The sequence below is a fragment of the Saccharothrix isguenensis genome, from assembly GCF_052936305.1.
Window position 1 is genome coordinate 7,312,760 of the sequence record NZ_CP193626.1, and the last position, 17,472, is coordinate 7,330,231.

9 protein-coding genes are annotated in these 17,472 nt (G+C 70.7%); 7 read left to right on the forward strand and 2 right to left on the reverse strand.

Annotated elements, in window-relative coordinates; all coding sequences use genetic code 11:
- Positions 1-11 precede the first annotated feature (11 nt).
- The 5 genes from ACRAKI_RS32885 (at position 12) to ACRAKI_RS32905 (ending at position 14,370) form a co-directional block, all read left to right on the forward strand.
- Positions 12-10,721 carry a hypothetical protein gene (locus tag ACRAKI_RS32885; RefSeq protein ID WP_447004374.1) on the forward strand — a complete coding sequence of 3,570 codons (10,710 nt, stop codon included), beginning with the start codon at positions 12-14 and terminating at the stop codon, positions 10,719-10,721.
- A 249-nt stretch (positions 10,722-10,970) separates the two neighbouring features.
- Complete coding sequence (gene sdhC, locus ACRAKI_RS32890) at positions 10,971-11,396, forward strand: succinate dehydrogenase, cytochrome b556 subunit (protein WP_447004375.1); 426 nt, start codon at positions 10,971-10,973, stop codon at positions 11,394-11,396.
- Positions 11,397-11,398: 2 nt separating this feature from the next.
- Entirely contained in the window at positions 11,399-11,812 is a 414-nt protein-coding gene (locus ACRAKI_RS32895) for a succinate dehydrogenase hydrophobic membrane anchor subunit (protein ID WP_447004376.1), read from the forward strand.
- Positions 11,813-11,836: 24 nt separating this feature from the next.
- Positions 11,837-13,588 (forward strand): succinate dehydrogenase flavoprotein subunit, encoded by a 1,752-nt coding sequence (sdhA, locus tag ACRAKI_RS32900; RefSeq protein WP_447004377.1) that lies wholly within the window; start codon positions 11,837-11,839, stop codon positions 13,586-13,588.
- Complete coding sequence (locus ACRAKI_RS32905; protein ID WP_447004378.1) at positions 13,588-14,370, forward strand: succinate dehydrogenase iron-sulfur subunit; 783 nt, start codon at positions 13,588-13,590, stop codon at positions 14,368-14,370. The genes sdhA and ACRAKI_RS32905 overlap by 1 nt, the downstream gene beginning before the upstream one ends.
- Before the next feature lie 87 nt (positions 14,371-14,457).
- On the opposite strand, the gene ACRAKI_RS32910 is transcribed toward ACRAKI_RS32905, so the two are convergent.
- Complete coding sequence (locus tag ACRAKI_RS32910) at positions 14,458-15,756, reverse strand: D-alanyl-D-alanine carboxypeptidase family protein (protein ID WP_447004379.1); 1,299 nt, start codon at positions 15,754-15,756, stop codon at positions 14,458-14,460.
- Between the two features lie 60 nt (positions 15,757-15,816).
- Here ACRAKI_RS32910 and ACRAKI_RS32915 point away from each other — a divergent pair, with 60 nt between their 5' ends.
- Entirely contained in the window at positions 15,817-16,050 is a 234-nt protein-coding gene (locus ACRAKI_RS32915) for an SCO4848 family membrane protein (RefSeq protein WP_447004380.1), read from the forward strand.
- A 24-nt stretch (positions 16,051-16,074) separates the two neighbouring features.
- Entirely contained in the window at positions 16,075-16,422 is a 348-nt protein-coding gene (locus ACRAKI_RS32920) for a hypothetical protein (RefSeq protein ID WP_447004381.1), read from the forward strand.
- A 21-nt stretch (positions 16,423-16,443) separates the two neighbouring features.
- Here ACRAKI_RS32920 and yhjD read toward each other — a convergent pair whose 3' ends face one another.
- Positions 16,444-17,460, reverse strand: a complete 1,017-nt coding sequence (gene yhjD, locus ACRAKI_RS32925; protein ID WP_447004382.1) for an inner membrane protein YhjD — start codon at positions 17,458-17,460, stop codon at positions 16,444-16,446.
- Positions 17,461-17,472 lie beyond the last annotated feature (12 nt).

Consider the following 17,472-nt stretch of genomic DNA (forward strand, 5'->3'; position numbering starts at 1 on the left):
CCCAACAGGGCATGCTGAACACCCACGGCATCGTGGTCACACCGGTCACCGGCGCCACCCCCGCCGACAGCCTGGTCAACGCCATCACGACCACCTTGGGCGTCGACCCGGCTCCCGTTCGGCAGAACCTCCAGCACACCCCCGACCCCACCCCGCACCAGATCGCCGAAGCGGCCGGCGTCCGCGTGCACGTCCTCGAACCGAACGGCACATTCACCTCGTACGGCAAGATCACGGGCATCCCGGTCCACGTCGTCCGGAACGCCACCACCCCGCTCTTCGACGCGACGACGGAGGCCGTCCACATCGGACGCCCCGGCGTCGCCTACCCGGGCCCCACAACGGTGGTGGACAAGAAGGGCGTCAAGCAGACCGTCCACCGCGGTGAGTTCGAGGTCGAGACGATCGCCGGCCAGCACCACGTCCGCGTCTACACCGCCGTCGTCAACCCGGCGACGTTCGACACGAGCGTCCCCGGCAAGCCCAGCTCACCGTTCAAGGACATCCAGCAGGACCCGACCTCCGGCGCCCTCACCATCGCGCCCGGCAGCAACGCCCAGCTCTGGGCGGGCGGCGGGCGTCCCCAGCGGGCCGTCCAGTGGCTGACCAAGTACCACCACTCCGACGGCGGCAAGCCGGTCGCTCCCAACAACCCCGAGCTGAAGCGCCCGGTGCTGCGCTCCTTCCTGGTGCCGCTCGCCGTGTTCAACGAGATCACCTCGGAGTCGACGGTCGAGGGCGCGCCCGGCACGGACTCCACGACCCACACCTACAACGTCGACCAGCGCGGCGAGCCGAACCAGTTCGGCATCGGCGGCCCGCACCTCGACGCCCTGGTCACGCACGCCACACCGGGTTCCCTGGTCACCTACTCGTCGCCCGAGCACTCGTCCTTCGCCCACCCGGACCAGGCAGGCCGGGTCGCGCCGATCGCCACCCTCCACGAGCGGCTGGGCCTCGACCCCGACTTCAAGTCCGACGGCCTGGGCAAGGAGTACGACCCGTGGTTCTCCTGGACCCAGGACGGCTCCGGCAACTGGAAAGCCGCCTTCAACAACAACCCGCAGAAGCTCCGCGACATCGCGATCGACCTGCGGGAACACCACGTCACGTGGCAGCAGGTCAAGCAGGACCCCGCTGACCGCAAGCCCGACGCGCTGATCGAACCCGATGCCGAGAGCGCACCCCGCACCAGCCCCGACGCACCGCGCGACACGAGCTACGCCGCACGCCATGAACGGCTGAACCAGTTCCTCAACTCGGTCGGCCCGCCCTCGGCCAACGTCGCCGAGATCACCACCGGCGTGCTGTCCACGGCTCCCCCCGTGCTCACCGCCGAACTGGCGGCCAGGACCGTGCCGCCGGTCACCCCGGACGCGCTGCGCAAGGTGCTGAACGAGCAGGTCGTGCCGAAGTCGCTCGACGCGGCCATGAACGACCTGGCCAAGACCATCAAGCAAGCCAGCGGTGGCACGTTGCCGCTGGACAAGGCCGCCTTCACCGCCGCCGTCAAGGACGGCATCACGGCCGGGAAGGGCGCGAACCAGCGGAAGAAGCCCTGGGACGAGAACGTCACCACGAACCTCGTGACGGCCTTCGTCAAGGACGTGACCGGCCAGGAAGGCCTGGGCCTGCTCACCGACCAGAGCCGGAACGACGTCGCCGCGGACCTCGGAGTCCGGGTGGACGCCGCGCTGAAGGCCGAGTTCGCCGCCTTGGACTCGTTCCCGGACCTCGAAGGCGGCCGGGGCAGGAACGCGAGCTGGCTCAGCGGTCCGCGGCTCGCGGAGTTCAAGCAGCGCGTCGCGCAGAGGCTCCAGGACCCGCCGAACGTCCAGGCCGAGATCGACCCGCAGCGGTTCGCCGACGTGGCGCAGCAGAAGGTGCTCGGCCCGGTGGTCGACCAAGCGCTCGGCGCGTTCACCGCCAAGGACCTCGTCAACACCTCACCGGCCGACCTGAAAGCGGTCGTGCGCAACGAGGTGCTGCCCGCGTTGACCACCGACATCGAGACGAGCCTGCGCGAGCACCCCGCGCTGGACCTGGTCGACCCGAACCTCCGCGACTCGATCGCGCACGACGTGGCTGTCGGCGCGACCGCGCAGTCCGAGGTGGCGCTGGCCGGGTTCGCGTTCACGCCCGTCGACCCCGCCGAGGTCGACGCGTTCATGGCCAAGGTGCCCGGTGTCGCCGCCCAGGCCGCGATCGGCGCGCTCATCGCGGCGGACTCCGACCGCATCGCGATCGACTTCAACACCCGTCCGCAGGGAGACGGCCCGTTCCCGAACGACTACGACCTGTGGAGTTCCCAGGCCACGGCCACGTTCGAGGCGCAGCGGGAAGCCGGCGACAAGCTCAGCACCGCGATCGACACCGTGCCCGTCGTGAACGGCAAGCCGAACCCGTTCCCGGTGGTCGACCAGCTGATCGGGCAGTTCCCGGAGCTGGGGCCGAAGTTCGACGAGGTGGCCACGAAGCCGCAGGCCGAGCCGTACCGCGCGCCGAAGTCCAAGGACGGGTTCACCTTCCACGAGCACGCCCAGATGGTGCTCGGCCAGTACCTCGACCTGACCAAGGCGGAGAACCCGGACACCCGGTTCATCTCGACCGACGCGATGGCCAAGGCGATCCTGTTCCACGACATCGAGAAGAACAACGCCAAGAACCAGTTCGGCGACGGGAAGGGTCGGCACGACGCCGAACCCGAGCACAAGCTCGCGGTGCAGATGATGGACCGCTACCAGGGCCTGTGGTCGAGCCGGCGCGAGTTCGACGCGGTCAGGTCGATCGTCGACTCCGACCCGATCGGCTTCTACCTGCGCGGCAAGATCTCCGCCGACGAGGCGTTCACGTTCATCCACGACCTGGCCGAGCGCGTCGGCGACCCCGATCCCGCGCACGCCGGCCCGCCGAACCCCGACAACGCGCGCAAGCTGTTCGACGAGTTCCACCAGTACTACCAAGCGGACTTCTCGTCGTACACGACGCACAGCAAGTACACCGACGCCAACGGCGACCTGAAGTCCGGCCCGAACCACTTCACGAACCGCTTCGAGACCGGTCCCGACGGCATCGCCCGCACCGACGACGGGCGGCACTTCAAGTACACCGGCGACTCGGCCACGAAGATCGACCAGCTGCGCGCCATGTTCGCGGACCCGGACACCATCACCGCGAACCGCGACCAGATCAGGCAGGCCGAGGCCCGGAACCAGACGGCCCGGCTGGCCGACCCGGCACATCCCGGCACCCCCGCGCCGAACACCCCGAACGCCCCGAACGCCCCGACCAGCCGTAACACCCCGGGCAGCCCGTCCGCCCCACCCGCCAAGCCGAGCGAGCGCGCGACGCGCGGTCCGTCACCCGAGCTGTCGCTGGACATCCCGCCGACCTCGTCGCCGGACCCGCGGCACACCGCCCGGCTCGACTCGCTGGCCGCCGACCTCGCCGAGTCCAACGCCATGCGCGACAGGAACGGCTACCGGCCCGCCGTGGTCGAGGTGTCCGGCCCGCACGCGCAGACCGTCGCCGACGCCTTGGCCGCCCGCGGCGTCGACGCCACCGTCCGCGACACCAACGGCGCCACCACCGACGTGCACGTGGACCACGACCTCCGGCGCCCCGACGCTTGGACGCCACCCGAAGCGCCCCGGGGCACGAAGGTCACCGACACCCTCATCACCTCACCCGAACCCCGCGGACCCCACCCGGTTTTGGACGACCCGGGCTGGCGGCACAGCACCGCCCCGAGCGCCCCCTGGTTCGACGCGAACCCGAACGCGGCGTCCTCCGCCGACATCCGGGAGGCGGCCCGGAACGCGCCGGTCACCAGCACCGTTCGCGGTGAGGACGGCGGTGTCCTGGACAGCACGACCATCAGCCGCGACGGAATCGGCATGCGGGCCTGGCGCGGGCCGATCGCGTACGACACCAGGTCGCTGGACGTCGACGGCGTGCCGGTGCGCGACTTCACCGTCCGGGTCTTCCTCGACCCAGGGAACGCCACCCCGGGCCGGCTCGCCGACATCAAGGCGAACACCAGGCAGGGCGTCGACGCCTTCTACAACCACGGGAACCGGCTGCCGAGCGGCGAGCAGTTCCACGTCACCGTCGAGTTCACCGACAACCCGGCCGATGCGCACGGCACCGTCACCGTCACCGACCCGGACGGCCGCGCCAACCAGCTGAACTGGCCGGTCGACTCCGACCCCATGACGCTCGGCCACGAGGTCGGCCACTTCCTCGGCCTGCACGACGAGTACCTGGAACAGGACTCGCCGGTGAAGCCGATCTTCCAGCACCAGGACGGCAAGGGCCGCGTCGTCGACGACATCGGACCCATGACGCGGCAGTTCGACACACCGGGCGCGACCGTCAAGCCGCGCAACCTGTGGCTGATCGAGAACCGGATGCACGCGCTGGAGTCGTTCAACCCGCCCGGCATCGACACCGCCCCGGACACCGCCCCGGCCGCCGACGTCCAGCCGCCGAACGTGCCGTTCCGCCGCACCACCCCGAACCCGGTCGTCCCGCTGGCCACGATCACCCCGCACCGACCTGCCCGGGTGCTCGCCGACACCGACCTCCCGCGCTTCTTCCAGGACAACCAGGCCCTCGGCTCGATCGCCGCCGTCGACGTCAAGGGCGCGTCCCGGGTCACCGGCGCGGTCAACGGCATCGCACCGGCCGACGCCGCCCGCATCGACACCGCGCTGACCAGCGACTTCGAGTCGTTCCTCGGTCACGGCCGCAACTTCCAGGTGCAGATCGGCGGCAACTGGTTCGAGGCGAACGTGCGGGCCACGATGATGCCCCCGGCCGACCCGGGCACGGCGGGCAAGACCCCGACGACCAGCACCAAGGTCGACATGACCGCGCAGAGCGGCACGAGCACGTCCACCACCGACACCCTGGCCACCGCGAACGACGTCGGCGGCGCGGTGACGGCCGGTGTGCCGGTCGGCCCGTACGGTTCGCTCGGCGGCAAGGCGCAGCTCGCCACCCCGGCCACCGCCACCACCAGCTCGACGTCCGCGGTGGACCAGCGGGCGATCCGCTCCGGTGAGTTCTCCACCCTGGCCACGGTCCCGGTGAGCTACGAGATCACCCTCACCGACGCCCGGGGTCAAGTCCAGCCGTCGATCACGGTGGACACCACCGACCCCGCCGACCCGGTCGACGTCACGCTCCAGATCCCGGACGACCTGTCCACGATCACGGGCTCGAACCCGACCATCGCCCAGAACCCCGACCTCCCGCCCGCCGACTGGGGCGCGCGGATCGAGCACCCGGTGCCCGAGGCGGTCGCGGTCACCGATCCCGGCAAGGCGTTCACCGACGTGGCCGCCAAGCTGCACCCGTCGATCACCAAGATCGGCTCACCCGGACGCACCGCGCTCCAGACGTTCCTGAGCCCGACCACGGTCCGGGACAACCTGGGCGCGATGCTCACCGGCTGGGTCACGTCACCCGACCTGGTGAGCCCGCACGCGAGCAAGGGCGCCGCGGTCCAGGTGCACGCGACCCTTCGCACCGCCGAACTCGTCGGCGTGCACGACTCCGCCCAACTGCGCCTGCACGAGTCGACGGCGTTCGGCACGGGTGTCACCGCGACCACGAAGACCGGCTTCGACGTGACCGGCGGGTTCGGCGGCAACCTCGGCGTGCCGGGCGCGGTCGCCGGCCAGGTCGGCGCGACGCTGGGCTACTCGGCCCGCACGGCGGAGTCCTCGAACGCGGGCACGAGCACGACCAACCGCACCGGCATCCAGCTCAAGGGCGTGACCGGCCTCTACAAGGTGACCGCCGACGTCGAGGTGCGCACCCCCAGCGGCGGGAACGTCACCGTGCCGATCACCACCTACGTGCGGATGGGCACGCCGGAGGCCGCAGCGCTGAACCTGCCGGTGCCGGAGGGCACGCGGACGGGCATCGCCGAGCCGACCGCCGAACCCCGCTGGGCGCCGCCGTACCTGAACGGCGGGATCGCCGGCAACGCGAAGGTCGGCGACTTCGAGCCGGCCAGTCGGGTGCAGCCGCAGGTCGAGGCCGCGTTGAAGAACGTCAAGGGGCTCAAGGACTTCCTGCCGTCGTGGAACGACCCGAACGCGAACCCGCGCAGCGGCAAGGGCCAGGGCTTCACCGACGTGGCCCAGCAGCTGGCCAACCAGCGCAAGCTCAACCAGCTCTCACCGACCGCGCTCAAGTCCAGCATGGACAGCCTGCTCGGGCCGGGCGTCACGGTGCAGATGAAGAGCTCCGACGCCACCACCGACACGTACGTCAACATCACGGTCAAGGCGAAGCTCACCAACTCGACCCACCTCGGCCAGGCGGACGCCCGCAACGTGCGCGGCTCCTCGTCCAGCGGCCCGAAGCTGGACAGCTCCACCGCCACCACCAAGGGCTGGAGCGGCGGCGTCGAGGGCAAGGTGGTCCTCCCGAACAAGACCCCGGTCGCGACGGTCACGCCGACGCCGCAGGTGGGCGCGAAGTACAACCACTCGTGGACGACGAAGAACACCGGCGGCCCGTCGGTGAACAGCACCTCGCTGAACGTCGGCAGCCCGAACGCCCAGGTCTTCGCCAACGACGTCGCGTTCGAGGTCGAGATCACCACGTTCACCCGGCCCCGGTCGTGGGTGCAGCGGGTGACGCCGGGCAAGCCGGGCCGGCACGCCCCGGAGCCGCGCGTGGTCGCCCGCACGGTCGGCGCGTCGCTCGACCCCAGCGCACGGAACAACCCGGAGGTCCTGCCGCTGATCCACGGCAAGGTGAACCTGTGGGTGTCCGACAGCTCCGCCATGAAGGTGAACCCGTCCGGCTTCGCACCCGGTCCGCCGGTCGTGGCGGAGTTGGACGACGCGCCCACGATCAAGACCCTGCTCACCACCACCCGGCCGGTGCCGACGCCGGAGTTCCTGCACGTCGAGGCGGTGGCGAACACCACGGCACTGCGTGACCAGGCGATCGACGCGCTCAACCGGGCGGCGAACGGCGACTCCGCGCTGACCGTTCCGGGCACCGAGTCCCGCAACCAGGTCGACCGGCTGTTCAGCCAGGAGAACATCAAGGCCAACCTGCGCAAACTGGTCGAGACCGGGATGCAGGAGCCGAGCCTGCGGTACGACCGGCGGATCACCGACCGCACCGGCTCGGTCGGCATGTCGATGAAGCTGGGCAACCCGCAGCTGGTCTCGATCTCCGACGACACGGGCACCGAGAACGCCGTGACCGGTGGTTACAAGGCCGGTGACAGCAAGTCGGTGAGCCGGTCCGCGGACCTCACCGCCGGCATCAACGTGCCGGTCAAGCCGAACGTCACCCCCGGGCAGCCGAGCCCCACGAGCGGCGCTGGCGGCGTGGCCGTGACGGGCAAGTACACGCCGTGGGCGGACTCGAAGTCCGAAGCGCGGGAGATCAGCGGCAGCGTGGACCGCAACGTCGTGACGCCGCCCGGGGCGCGGACCGTGCTCGTGCAGCTGGACGCGGACGTGACGATCGTCGGCGAGAGCCGGGCGGGCAACGTGTTCCACGGCGGCACGCCGCGTGCCGAGGGCGCCACCGTGAAGCTGCCCAAGTCGGTGTTCGTGCGGGTCAGCGAGGACGTCGCCCGCCAGTGGAAGCTGCTCCCGGACGTCACGCCGAACGTCCCGCCGGCCGTGGTCCCGGGGATGGTGCCGCCGAGGATGCTGGCCGACGGGGAACCCGGCTCGCTCGGCCTGTCCACCGTGGACCAGGTGCCGGACATGTCCGGTGTGGTCACCGACCTGATCGCGGACGTGAACCGGAAGACGGCGAAGCGGTTCGGCGACCCGCTGGTGCCCGACTCGGTGCTCGAGGACTCGATGAACAACCTCCAGCGCCTGGTCGACTTCAGCTCGCCGACGAGCGTCAAGGCGATGATCGACAGCGCGCTCGACGGCGGCGTGCCGCTGGTGGTGCACCAGCCCGGCACGTTCGGCAAGGACTCGTTCCAGGTGACGCTGCGGGCGAAGACCGGCACACCGCAGTTCGACCGGGTGGTCAACGACGGCGTCGACATGGAGCACACGATCGCCGGCGCGGAGAAGGTCACCGGTGGCCAGGGGCGCGGCACGGGGTGGGGTGTCGGCATCAAGGCGCCCGGCCTGGCCCAGCCGGGCAGCGCGAACCCGAACGTCTCCGGCACGGCCGGTGTCGCCGTCGCCGCCGGCTTCAACCACGCGGTGAGCACGTCGACCACCGACGCCACCACGCGGCAGTTCGGCCACCTGCGCGCAGGCAGCGGCCCGGCGGTGAAGTACGCCGTGCCGGTCGAGTTCGAGCTGGTGGTCGAGAAGGGGTCCGAGACGATCGCCCGGGCCACCAGCGGGCCGCAGGAGATGGGCGTGCGGGTGCTCGCGGACAACCAGAAGGTCGCGGGCGGCGCTCCGAACCCGCCGTACATGGCGGCGGCGATCAGGCGCGGCGGCGAACTGGGCACCCCGACGGCCGCGCGGGCGTGGCAGCAGGCGGGCAGCCCGACGACGCTGCCGCCGAACGCGTCGGTGGAGGGCCTGCGCGGGGTGAAGGACCTGCGTGAGGCGGCGGTCCAGGCGTTGGTGGCGGCGGGCGCGAACCAGGGCGTGATCGGCAAGGGCTCGGGACCGCTGACCACGCTGCTGTCCACGGTGAGCTCGGAGAACCTCCAGCCGAGCCTGCCCGGGATGCTGCACGGGCCGCTTGAGGTGCCGGGTCTGCACGAGGCCGCGCTCACGTTCGGCCAACACGCGGACGTGAAGGTGTACGCGAAGCTCGTCAACCCGCGTCTGGGTGCGCTGAGCGACGGCGTGAAGCTGGAGAACCCTCGGTCCACCGTGAGCACGACCAGCGGTGAGGCGAAGGTCAGCGAGAACGCCGACGTGTCGGTGGGCTTCGCGACCGGCAGCGTCGGCGTGAAGCAGGGGACGGACCCGAAGGACACCGTCAACGTCCTCGCCAGCGGCATCGAGGTCCGGCACGCGGCCGAGGACTCGCAGGCCGTCTCCGGTGGCGTGACCGACAACAAGGTCAACAACCTGAAGCCCCAGGGCCGGTCGGGGTTGGTCGAGTTCGACGTCGAGTACCGGGTGGTCGCCACCATCGGCGGCCGGACCGGTGTGGTCGACCTGGCCGTGCCCGGCTCGGCTGTGGTGCGAATGCCGGCGCCGGAGGCGGAAGCCGCACTCGGCCGACCGCTCGGGCAGGCGCTCAGCGACGCCCAGGAGCAGGTCAAGGTGACCGCGAAGGCGTGGCGGGACGCGGAGGTCGAGGTGGACAGGGCTCGCAACGACGCCCAGGACACGATCAACGACGTTGCCGCCCAGCTCGCCAACCTCACTGCCGAGCAGGTCGCCGAACGGGCCGCCCAGCAGGAGCGCATCCGGGTGGCCGAGGTGGAGCTGAACGACAAGCGCCGGGCCGCGGACGTCGCGCAACAGGCCTGGTGGACCGCCAAGGGCGAGGTCGACCAGCAGGTCGACATCTTCAACACTCCACCACCGGCTCCCACACCGGCCCCCACACCACCCCCGCCGCCTCCCGCAGCAACCCAGCCCGCAGCAACCAGCCAGCCCGCAGCCACCCAACCCGCCGCAACCAGCCAGCCCGCAGCCCCGACCCCAGCTGTGCAGCCCACAACCGCACCGCCGGCACCCACACGACCCCCGCCCCCGCCGCCCACCCAGAACACCCCCGCCGTGCCGCCACCACTGCACGCGCCCCCGCCCCCGGCCAACACGAACGGCCGGCAACCCACCGACACCACCGCACCCCAGGCCACCGGCCCGAACCCCGTGACCGCCCCTCCCCCGGTGCCCATCACGACCACCCCCAGCACGACCACCGCCGGCACCAGCGCCCCCGCGAACGTGCCGGTCCCGAACGTGCCGCCGCCCAACGCTCCTTCCCCGAACGCCCCGATCGCGAACACCCCGGCCCTCAACACGCCTGCCCCGGCCGCCAACGTCCCGGCCGCGAACGCACGAGTCCACAACGCGGCGGTCGCCAACGTCCCGGTTCCCACCGCGTCGGTCTCCGACGTCGCGGTCCCGAACGCCCCGGTCCAGAACGCACCGATCCTGAACGCACCCGTCCCCAACCCACCAGCCCCCAACTTCCCAGTCCCGAACGTCCCGGTCCCCACCACACCGGCACCGAACGCGCCCGTCCCCAACGCACCGGCCCCGAACGTGCCGGTCCAGAACACGCCGGCCCACAACATCCCGGCCCCGAACATCCCGCCGGACGTGCCGCGAGCACTCGTCGACGAAGCCGTGCGCAGCCTCCAGCACACCGCGCACAACCTCCTCCCGACAGCACCACCGCCGACCCCGGACGGCCTGTACGCGGCCGTCGCGCACGCCGCCAAGATCCCGCCGGCGGCCCTCCGCCACGCCGTCGTCACCGCAGCCACCGCCCCGGGCGTCGCCGAGCACGTGGCGAACTTCACCGCCGCCCGCCCGATGCGCGAGAAGCACCTCTACGGCGCGCTGGTGGAGAACATGAACTGGACGCTCACCAACTCCCCGGAGGACGCCAGGGCCGCCAACGCCCGCGACCTCGCCGCACGCCTCATCGCAACCCGGTTGGGTGTGAACCTGGTCATCCACGTGCCCGGCGCACCACCGTGGCAGCTGCCGCCGTTCACCGCCCCGGTCACCCGGGAGATCCACGTCGACGTAGTCGTGGTGAACGGGGTGGCCACCTTCCGGCCGCGCTGACCCGCGCCCGGACCCGCGCTGACCAGGCACTGGTCAGACCCGGGGCCGGCCCTGAGCAGGCCCGCCGCACACCCGCGCACCCCGCGCTGCGAGGCGGATCGATCAAGTGGCCGTCAGGTGTCTCGTCGCTCACAGACGGGTCGGGCCGTTGGGTCGGGTGACGCGCACGGGTCTAGCATCCGATGGTCAAGGTCCGAGTACTCACGTACCCGGAGACCAGTCCACCACTGACGCTGGAGGCCGTTGCGCATGGCCGGCACCACCGCACCCGAGCGGTCGGGTACCCGTAAAGGGGTCGGAACGCTCTACCGCGGCGACCTGGGGATGTGGTCCTGGGTCGCGCACCGCATCACCGGTGTGTTGACGTTCTTCTTCCTGTTCGCGCACGTCCTGGACACCGCGCTGGTGCGCGTGTCCCCGGACGCGTACGACAAGGTCATCGAGACCTACAAGAACCCGATCGTCAACCTGTTCGAGGTCGGCCTCGTCGGTGCGGTCCTCTACCACGCGCTCAACGGCATCAGGGTGCTGCTCGTCGACTTCTGGGCCAAGGGCACCAAGTACCAGAAGCAGATGTTGTGGGCGATCCTCGGCATCTGGGTGCTGGTGATGATCCCCGGCACCTACTTCATGCTGGTCCGCACGGTGTCCAACCTGCTCGGTGGGGGTCACTGACCATGACTGATTCGCTGATCCTCGACAAGCCGCGCTCCCCGCGCCGCCCGGCCGCCCGCCGCAGCAACTTCGAGCTGCACAGCTGGCTGTTCATGCGCATCTCGGGTGTGGCGCTGGTCGTCCTCGTGCTCGGCCACCTGTTCATCATGAACGTGCTCGACGGCGGCGTGCACCGGATCAACTTCGCCTTCGTCGCGGGCCGGTGGGCCTCGCCGTTCTGGCAGTTCTGGGACCTGGCCATGCTGTGGCTGGCCCAGATCCACGGCGGCAACGGCCTGCGCACCGTGATCAACGACTACGCCCGCAAGGACACCACCCGGTTCTGGCTCAAGGTGCTTCTCTACGTCTCGATGGTCCTGATCATCTCCCTCGGCACGTACGTGATCTTCACCTTCGACCCGAACATCACCGACTGACCCGCCGCGGGGAGCACCAGAGCCATGCAGTTCCACAAGTACGACGTCGTGATCATCGGTGCCGGCGGCGCCGGTATGCGCGCGGCGATCGAGTCCGGCCAGCGCGCCCGCACGGCCGTGCTCACCAAGCTGTACCCGACCAGGTCCCACACGGGCGCCGCGCAGGGCGGCATGTGCGCCGCGCTGGCGAACGTGGAAGAGGACAACTGGGAGTGGCACACCTTCGACACGATCAAGGGCGGCGACTACCTGGTCGACCAGGACGCCGCCGAGATCATGGCGAAGGAGGCCATCGACGCGGTCCTCGACCTGGAGAAGATGGGCCTGCCGTTCAACCGCACGCCCGAGGGCAAGATCGACCAGCGGCGGTTCGGCGGCCACACCCGCAACCACGGTGAAGCGGCCGTGCGCCGGGCCTGCTACGCGGCCGACCGCACCGGCCACATGATCCTCCAGACGCTGTACCAGAACTGCGTCAAGCACGGCATCGAGTTCTTCAACGAGTTCTACGTGCTCGACATCTGCATGACCGAGACCGCCGACGGCCCGGTGTGCACCGGCGCGGTGGCCTACGAGCTGGCGACCGGCGAGATCCACGTGTTCCAGGCCAAGTCCGTGGTGTTCGCGACGGGCGGCTTCGGCAAGGTCTTCAAGACCACGTCCAACGCGCACACGCTGACCGGCGACGGCATGGGCATCGTGTTCCGCAAGGGCCTGCCGCTGGAGGACATGGAGTTCTACCAGTTCCACCCGACCGGTCTCGCGGGCCTCGGCATCCTGTTGACCGAGGGCGCGCGCGGTGAGGGCGCGATCCTCCGCAACGGCTCCGGCGAGCGGTTCATGGAGCGGTACGCGCCGACCATCAAGGACCTCGCGCCGCGTGACATCGTGGCCCGGTCGATGGCGCTGGAGGTGCTGGAAGGCCGCGGCGCCGGTCCGAACAAGGACTACGTGCTGCTGGACTGCACGCACCTGGGCGCCGAGGTGCTGGAGACCAAGCTCCCCGACATCACCGAGTTCGCCCGCACGTACCTCGCGGTCGACCCGGTGAAGGAGCCGGTGCCCGTCTACCCGACCGCGCACTACGCGATGGGTGGCATCCCGACCAACGTGCACGGCGAAGTGCTGCGGGACAACGACAACATCGTGCCGGGCCTGTACGCCGCCGGTGAGTGCGCCTGCGTGTCCGTGCACGGCGCGAACCGCCTGGGCACCAACTCGCTGCTGGACATCAACGTGTTCGGCCGTCGCGCGGGCATCGCCGCCGCCGAGTACGCGTTGGCACACGACCACGTCGACCTGCCGGAGTCGCCCGCCGCGGCCGTCGAGGCGCAGGTGGCGCTGGCGCTGTCCGAGCACGGCCACGAGCGCGTGGCGGACATCCGCACCGAGCTCCAGGCCACCATGGACGCCAACGCGTCGGTGTACCGCACCGAGGACACGCTCAAGACGGCGCTGCACGACGTGCAGGCGTTGAAGGAGCGCTACCAGCGGATCACCGTGCAGGACAAGGGGAAGCGGTTCAACACCGACCTGCTGGAAGCCGTCGAGCTGGGCTTCCTGCTGGAGCTGGCCGAAGTTCTCGTGGTGGGCGCGCTGGCGCGCAAGGAGTCCCGCGGCGGTCACGCGCGCGAGGACTACCCGAACCGCGACGACACGAACTTCATGCGCCACAGCATGTACTACAAGCAGGGGGACGGCTTGTCGGCCGACATCCGGCTCGACTACAAGCCCGTGACGTTCACCCGGTACCAGCCGATGGAGCGCAAGTACTGATGACCGCTACCGCTGAAGTGTCCACCGGCTCGCGCGGGAACCAGCCCCCCGTGCCGGACGGCGCGATCACCGTCACCCTGAAGGTCCGCCGGTTCAACCCGGAGTTCGACGACGAGCCGCGCTGGGACTCGTTCGAGATCCCGGCCCTGCCGTCGGACCGCGTGCTGAACCTGCTGCACTACGTGAAGTGGTACCTGGACGGCACGCTGACGTTCCGCCGGTCGTGCGCGCACGGCATCTGCGGCTCGGACGCCATGCGCATCAACGGCGTGAACCGGCTGGCGTGCAAGGTGCTGCTGAAGGACCTGCTGGCGCCCAAGGGCAAGCCGACCACGATCACCGTCGAGGCCATCAAGGGCCTGCCGGTCCACAAGGACCTGCTGGTCGACATGGAGCCGTTCTTCGAGGCGTTCAAGGCGGTCAAGCCGTACCTCGTCACGTACGGCAACGAGCCGACGCGCGAGCGGCTGCAGTCCGTCGCGGACCGCGAGCGGTTCGACGACACCACGAAGTGCATCCTGTGCGCCGCCTGCACCACGTCGTGCCCGGTGTACTGGACCGACGGCTCGTACTTCGGGCCCGCGGCGATCGTCAACGCGCACCGGTTCATCTTCGACAGCCGCGACGAGGGCGCCGAGGAGCGGCTCGACATCCTGAACGACGTGGACGGCGTGTGGCGCTGCCGGACGACGTTCAACTGCACCGACGCCTGCCCGCGTGGCATCCAGGTCACGAAGGCCATCCAGGAGGTCAAGCGCGCGCTGCTGTTCAAGCGCATCTAGCGCACCTGACGGCCGCTGACGTTCGAGGGCCCCCGAGCTGCGGCTCGGGGGCCCTCTGCGCGTTCCGAGCGTGGGACTCGCGCGGGGTCAGGGGGCTTGTTGGCTGGCGGCGCGGGCGGCGCGGGCGGCCTTGGCCCGGCGGCTGCGCAGGTACATGACGAAGCCGAGCACGAGGCCCAGGCCGGCCACGGCGGTGATCGGGCCGCCCACGTTGCCGAACGCCGTCTCCATGGCCGTCGGCGAGGTGGTGGTGCCGTCTGGCGACGTGTTGGCGACCTCGCCGACGCCCGCGCTGGTCGGCGAGGGCCGCGGCTCGGTGGTCTTCTTCTTCACCTGCGGCGCGCCCTCGACCAGCCGGCCGACCGGGTTGGCCGAGGCCGCGGGCTCCAGGTCGAACCCGTAGTCCAGCAGCCGGGCCGCCTGCTCGATGATCCGAACGGGCTGCTGCTGCCCGCGCAGCAACACCACGACCAGCCGCTTCCCGTTCCGCTGCGCCGCGCCGACGTACGTGTGCTGCGCGTCGTCGGTGAACCCGGACTTCCCGCCCAGCGCGCCCTGGTACGTGGTCAGCAGCCGGTTGTCGTTGACGATCGGCACGGTCCCGTTGCCGTTGGCCGCCGGGAAGTCGATCCGCTGCGTCATGACGGCCTTGACGAAGTCGGGGTACTTCATCGCCTCGCGGAAGATCAGCGCCACGTCGTAGGCCGACGTGGACGTGCCCGGCGCGTCCAGGCCGGACGGCGTCACCGCACGCGTGTCCAGCGCGCCCAGCTCGGCCGCCAGCGCGTTCATCTTGCGGATCGCCGACGGCACCCCGCCCAGGCGACGCGCCAGCGCGTGCGCCACGTCGTTGCCCGACGCCATCACCAGCGCCTGGAGCATCTGCTCCACGGTGTACTCGGCGCCGTTGCGGAGCCCGATGCAGGTGCACTCCTGCGCGATGTCCTCGGGCGTGGCCGCCACGGTCGCGTTCGGCGGCAGCTCCTTGGCCACCACCATCGCCAGCAGCACCTTGATCACCGACGCGGGCCGCTGCCGGCCGTGCGGGTCGAGGCCGGCCAGCACCGCGCCGCTGTCGATGTCGGCCACCAGCCAGCTCTCGGCCGTGATGCCGTCCGGCAGGGCCGGGGCGTTCGGCGGCAGCACCAGGCCGCACTCGCCGAGCCGCTGGCCGCCGATCGGAGTCTCCGGCACATCCAACGGCCGCGGTGGCGGTTCGCCCGGAGCGGGCTCTTCGGAGGTGTCCACCGCCGGGGGCGGTGACACCTTGTTCTCGCAGGCCGGCTGGGCCACGGCGACCGGCGCAGCCGCGAACGCCGCGGTGGCCATCAGCGCGCAGGCAGCCACGACCAGGGCAACGGGCCTTCGGAACGCGGAGGAACGCACGTGCCCAGGCTATCCACCCCGGATGAGTGACGTGCACCCGCCACGTCCGATACTGCTCCCGTGAAGCTCTCCCGAGGCATGTCCGCGTTCCTGCTTGCCTTCGGGGTGTGGTCCTGGGTGATCTGGCCGACCTTCCTGCGCAACATCTGGAAGGACCCCCGCTCGTGGGACGGCGGCCCGACCGCGTTCTTCACCGTCCACCTGCTGCTCGTTGTCGCGTCGCTCACATTCGGCACCGTCATCGGCGTGTTGGGCGCACGTGGCGTGCGCGCGGCCAAGAAGAGCACCGAGTAACCCACCACACCTGGAGGCTCCGCCGTGGAGTTCGTGCGCTTGCTGCTGCTGTTCCTGCACCTGCTCGGCATGGCCATGCTCGTCGCCATGTTCCTCGTCCAGCGCCGGGTCGGCGCGGACGAACCGCTGAACAAGGGCTGGCTGCACGCCGGTGCGCTCCAGCTGCTGACCGGCCTGGCGCTGGTCGGGTTGGCCCCGCTGACCGACCAGGACTACAACCACGTCAAGGTCGGCGTGAAGCTGGTGGTCCTCCTGGTCATCGCAGGCCTGGTCGCGGTGAACGTGAGCAAGCCGAAGCCCCCCACGTGGCTCACCCCGACGCTCGCCGGCCTGGTGGTCCTGAACACCGGTGTCGCCGTCTTCTGGACCTGACGGTCCCCCGAGCCGGGCACGTCAGCGACGGCGGAACAGCGCGCCCAGCAGCAGCCCCGCGCCGACCAGACCGGCGGCGGCGCGGGGGCTGGGGCCCGACCGCACCTCCACCACCGGCCGGATCACGGCGGGCGGCGGCGCGGGCGGCGGGTCGGACACCCGGTTCTCCCGCGCGGTCGCCGTCCACGCCGTGATGAACAGCAGGAACTGGGCCACCAGGTTCGCGAACACCAGCACACCGATGATCGGGCCGAACGCCACGCCCGCCGGTGACGTGGTCACGCTGGTCAGGTAGATCGTCCCGATCTGCTTCAGCACCTCGAACCCGATGGCCGCCGCCGCCGCGCCCTTGATCGCGCTCCGCCAGCCCACCGGCCTGCGCGGCAGCTTGGCCAGCACCCACAGGAACACCAGCCAGTTCGCCACCAGGGCGAGCACGATCGTGCCGATCTTCAGCAGCGCCTCGGCCCACCACACGCCGTCCAGCCCGATCCACCGCAGCACCAGCTCGGCGAACCCGGTGCCGACCGCCGTCAGGCCGAACGACACCACCAGCGCCAGCCCGAGGGTGACCAGCGCCACCAAATCCTTGAGGGCCGTCTTGAGCAGTGGCAGGTCGGCCTTCGCCTGGCCCCACTGCGCGGTCAGCGCGTCCCGCAGGTTGCTCATCCAGCCGAGGCCGGAGTAGGCGGCGGCCAGCAGACCGAGCACACCGACCGTGCCCTTGGACTTGATCGCCTGGTCGACCACGTCGTTGACGGTGTCGCCGAGCGAGCCGGGCACCGCCTCCGCGATGCCGGCCTTCAGCTCGTCCATCAGCTGGGGCTGCGTGGCGAGCACGAAACCGGCGACGGCGAACCCGATCATCAGCATGGGCACGAGCGACAGCACGCTGAAGTACGTCACGGCCGCCGCGTAGTGCGTCCCGTACTGCTTGCTGTACCGCTCGGCGGCGCGGAACAGGTGGTCGATCCACGGACGCCGTTCGCGCAACCGGTCGAGCTTCGACCCGCCCTTGGCCCCAGCCTGTTCCGCCACACGAAAACGCTA

Coding starts and splice junctions, on each gene's coding strand:
- ACRAKI_RS32905 (WP_447004378.1), top strand. CDS start 13,588: ATGACCGCTACCGCTGAAGTGTCCACCGGCTCGCGCGGGAACCAGCCC.
- ACRAKI_RS32885 (WP_447004374.1), top strand. CDS start 12: ATGCTGAACACCCACGGCATCGTGGTCACACCGGTCACCGGCGCCACC.
- sdhC (WP_447004375.1), top strand. CDS start 10,971: ATGGCCGGCACCACCGCACCCGAGCGGTCGGGTACCCGTAAAGGGGTC.
- sdhA (WP_447004377.1), top strand. CDS start 11,837: ATGCAGTTCCACAAGTACGACGTCGTGATCATCGGTGCCGGCGGCGCC.
- ACRAKI_RS32895 (WP_447004376.1), top strand. CDS start 11,399: ATGACTGATTCGCTGATCCTCGACAAGCCGCGCTCCCCGCGCCGCCCG.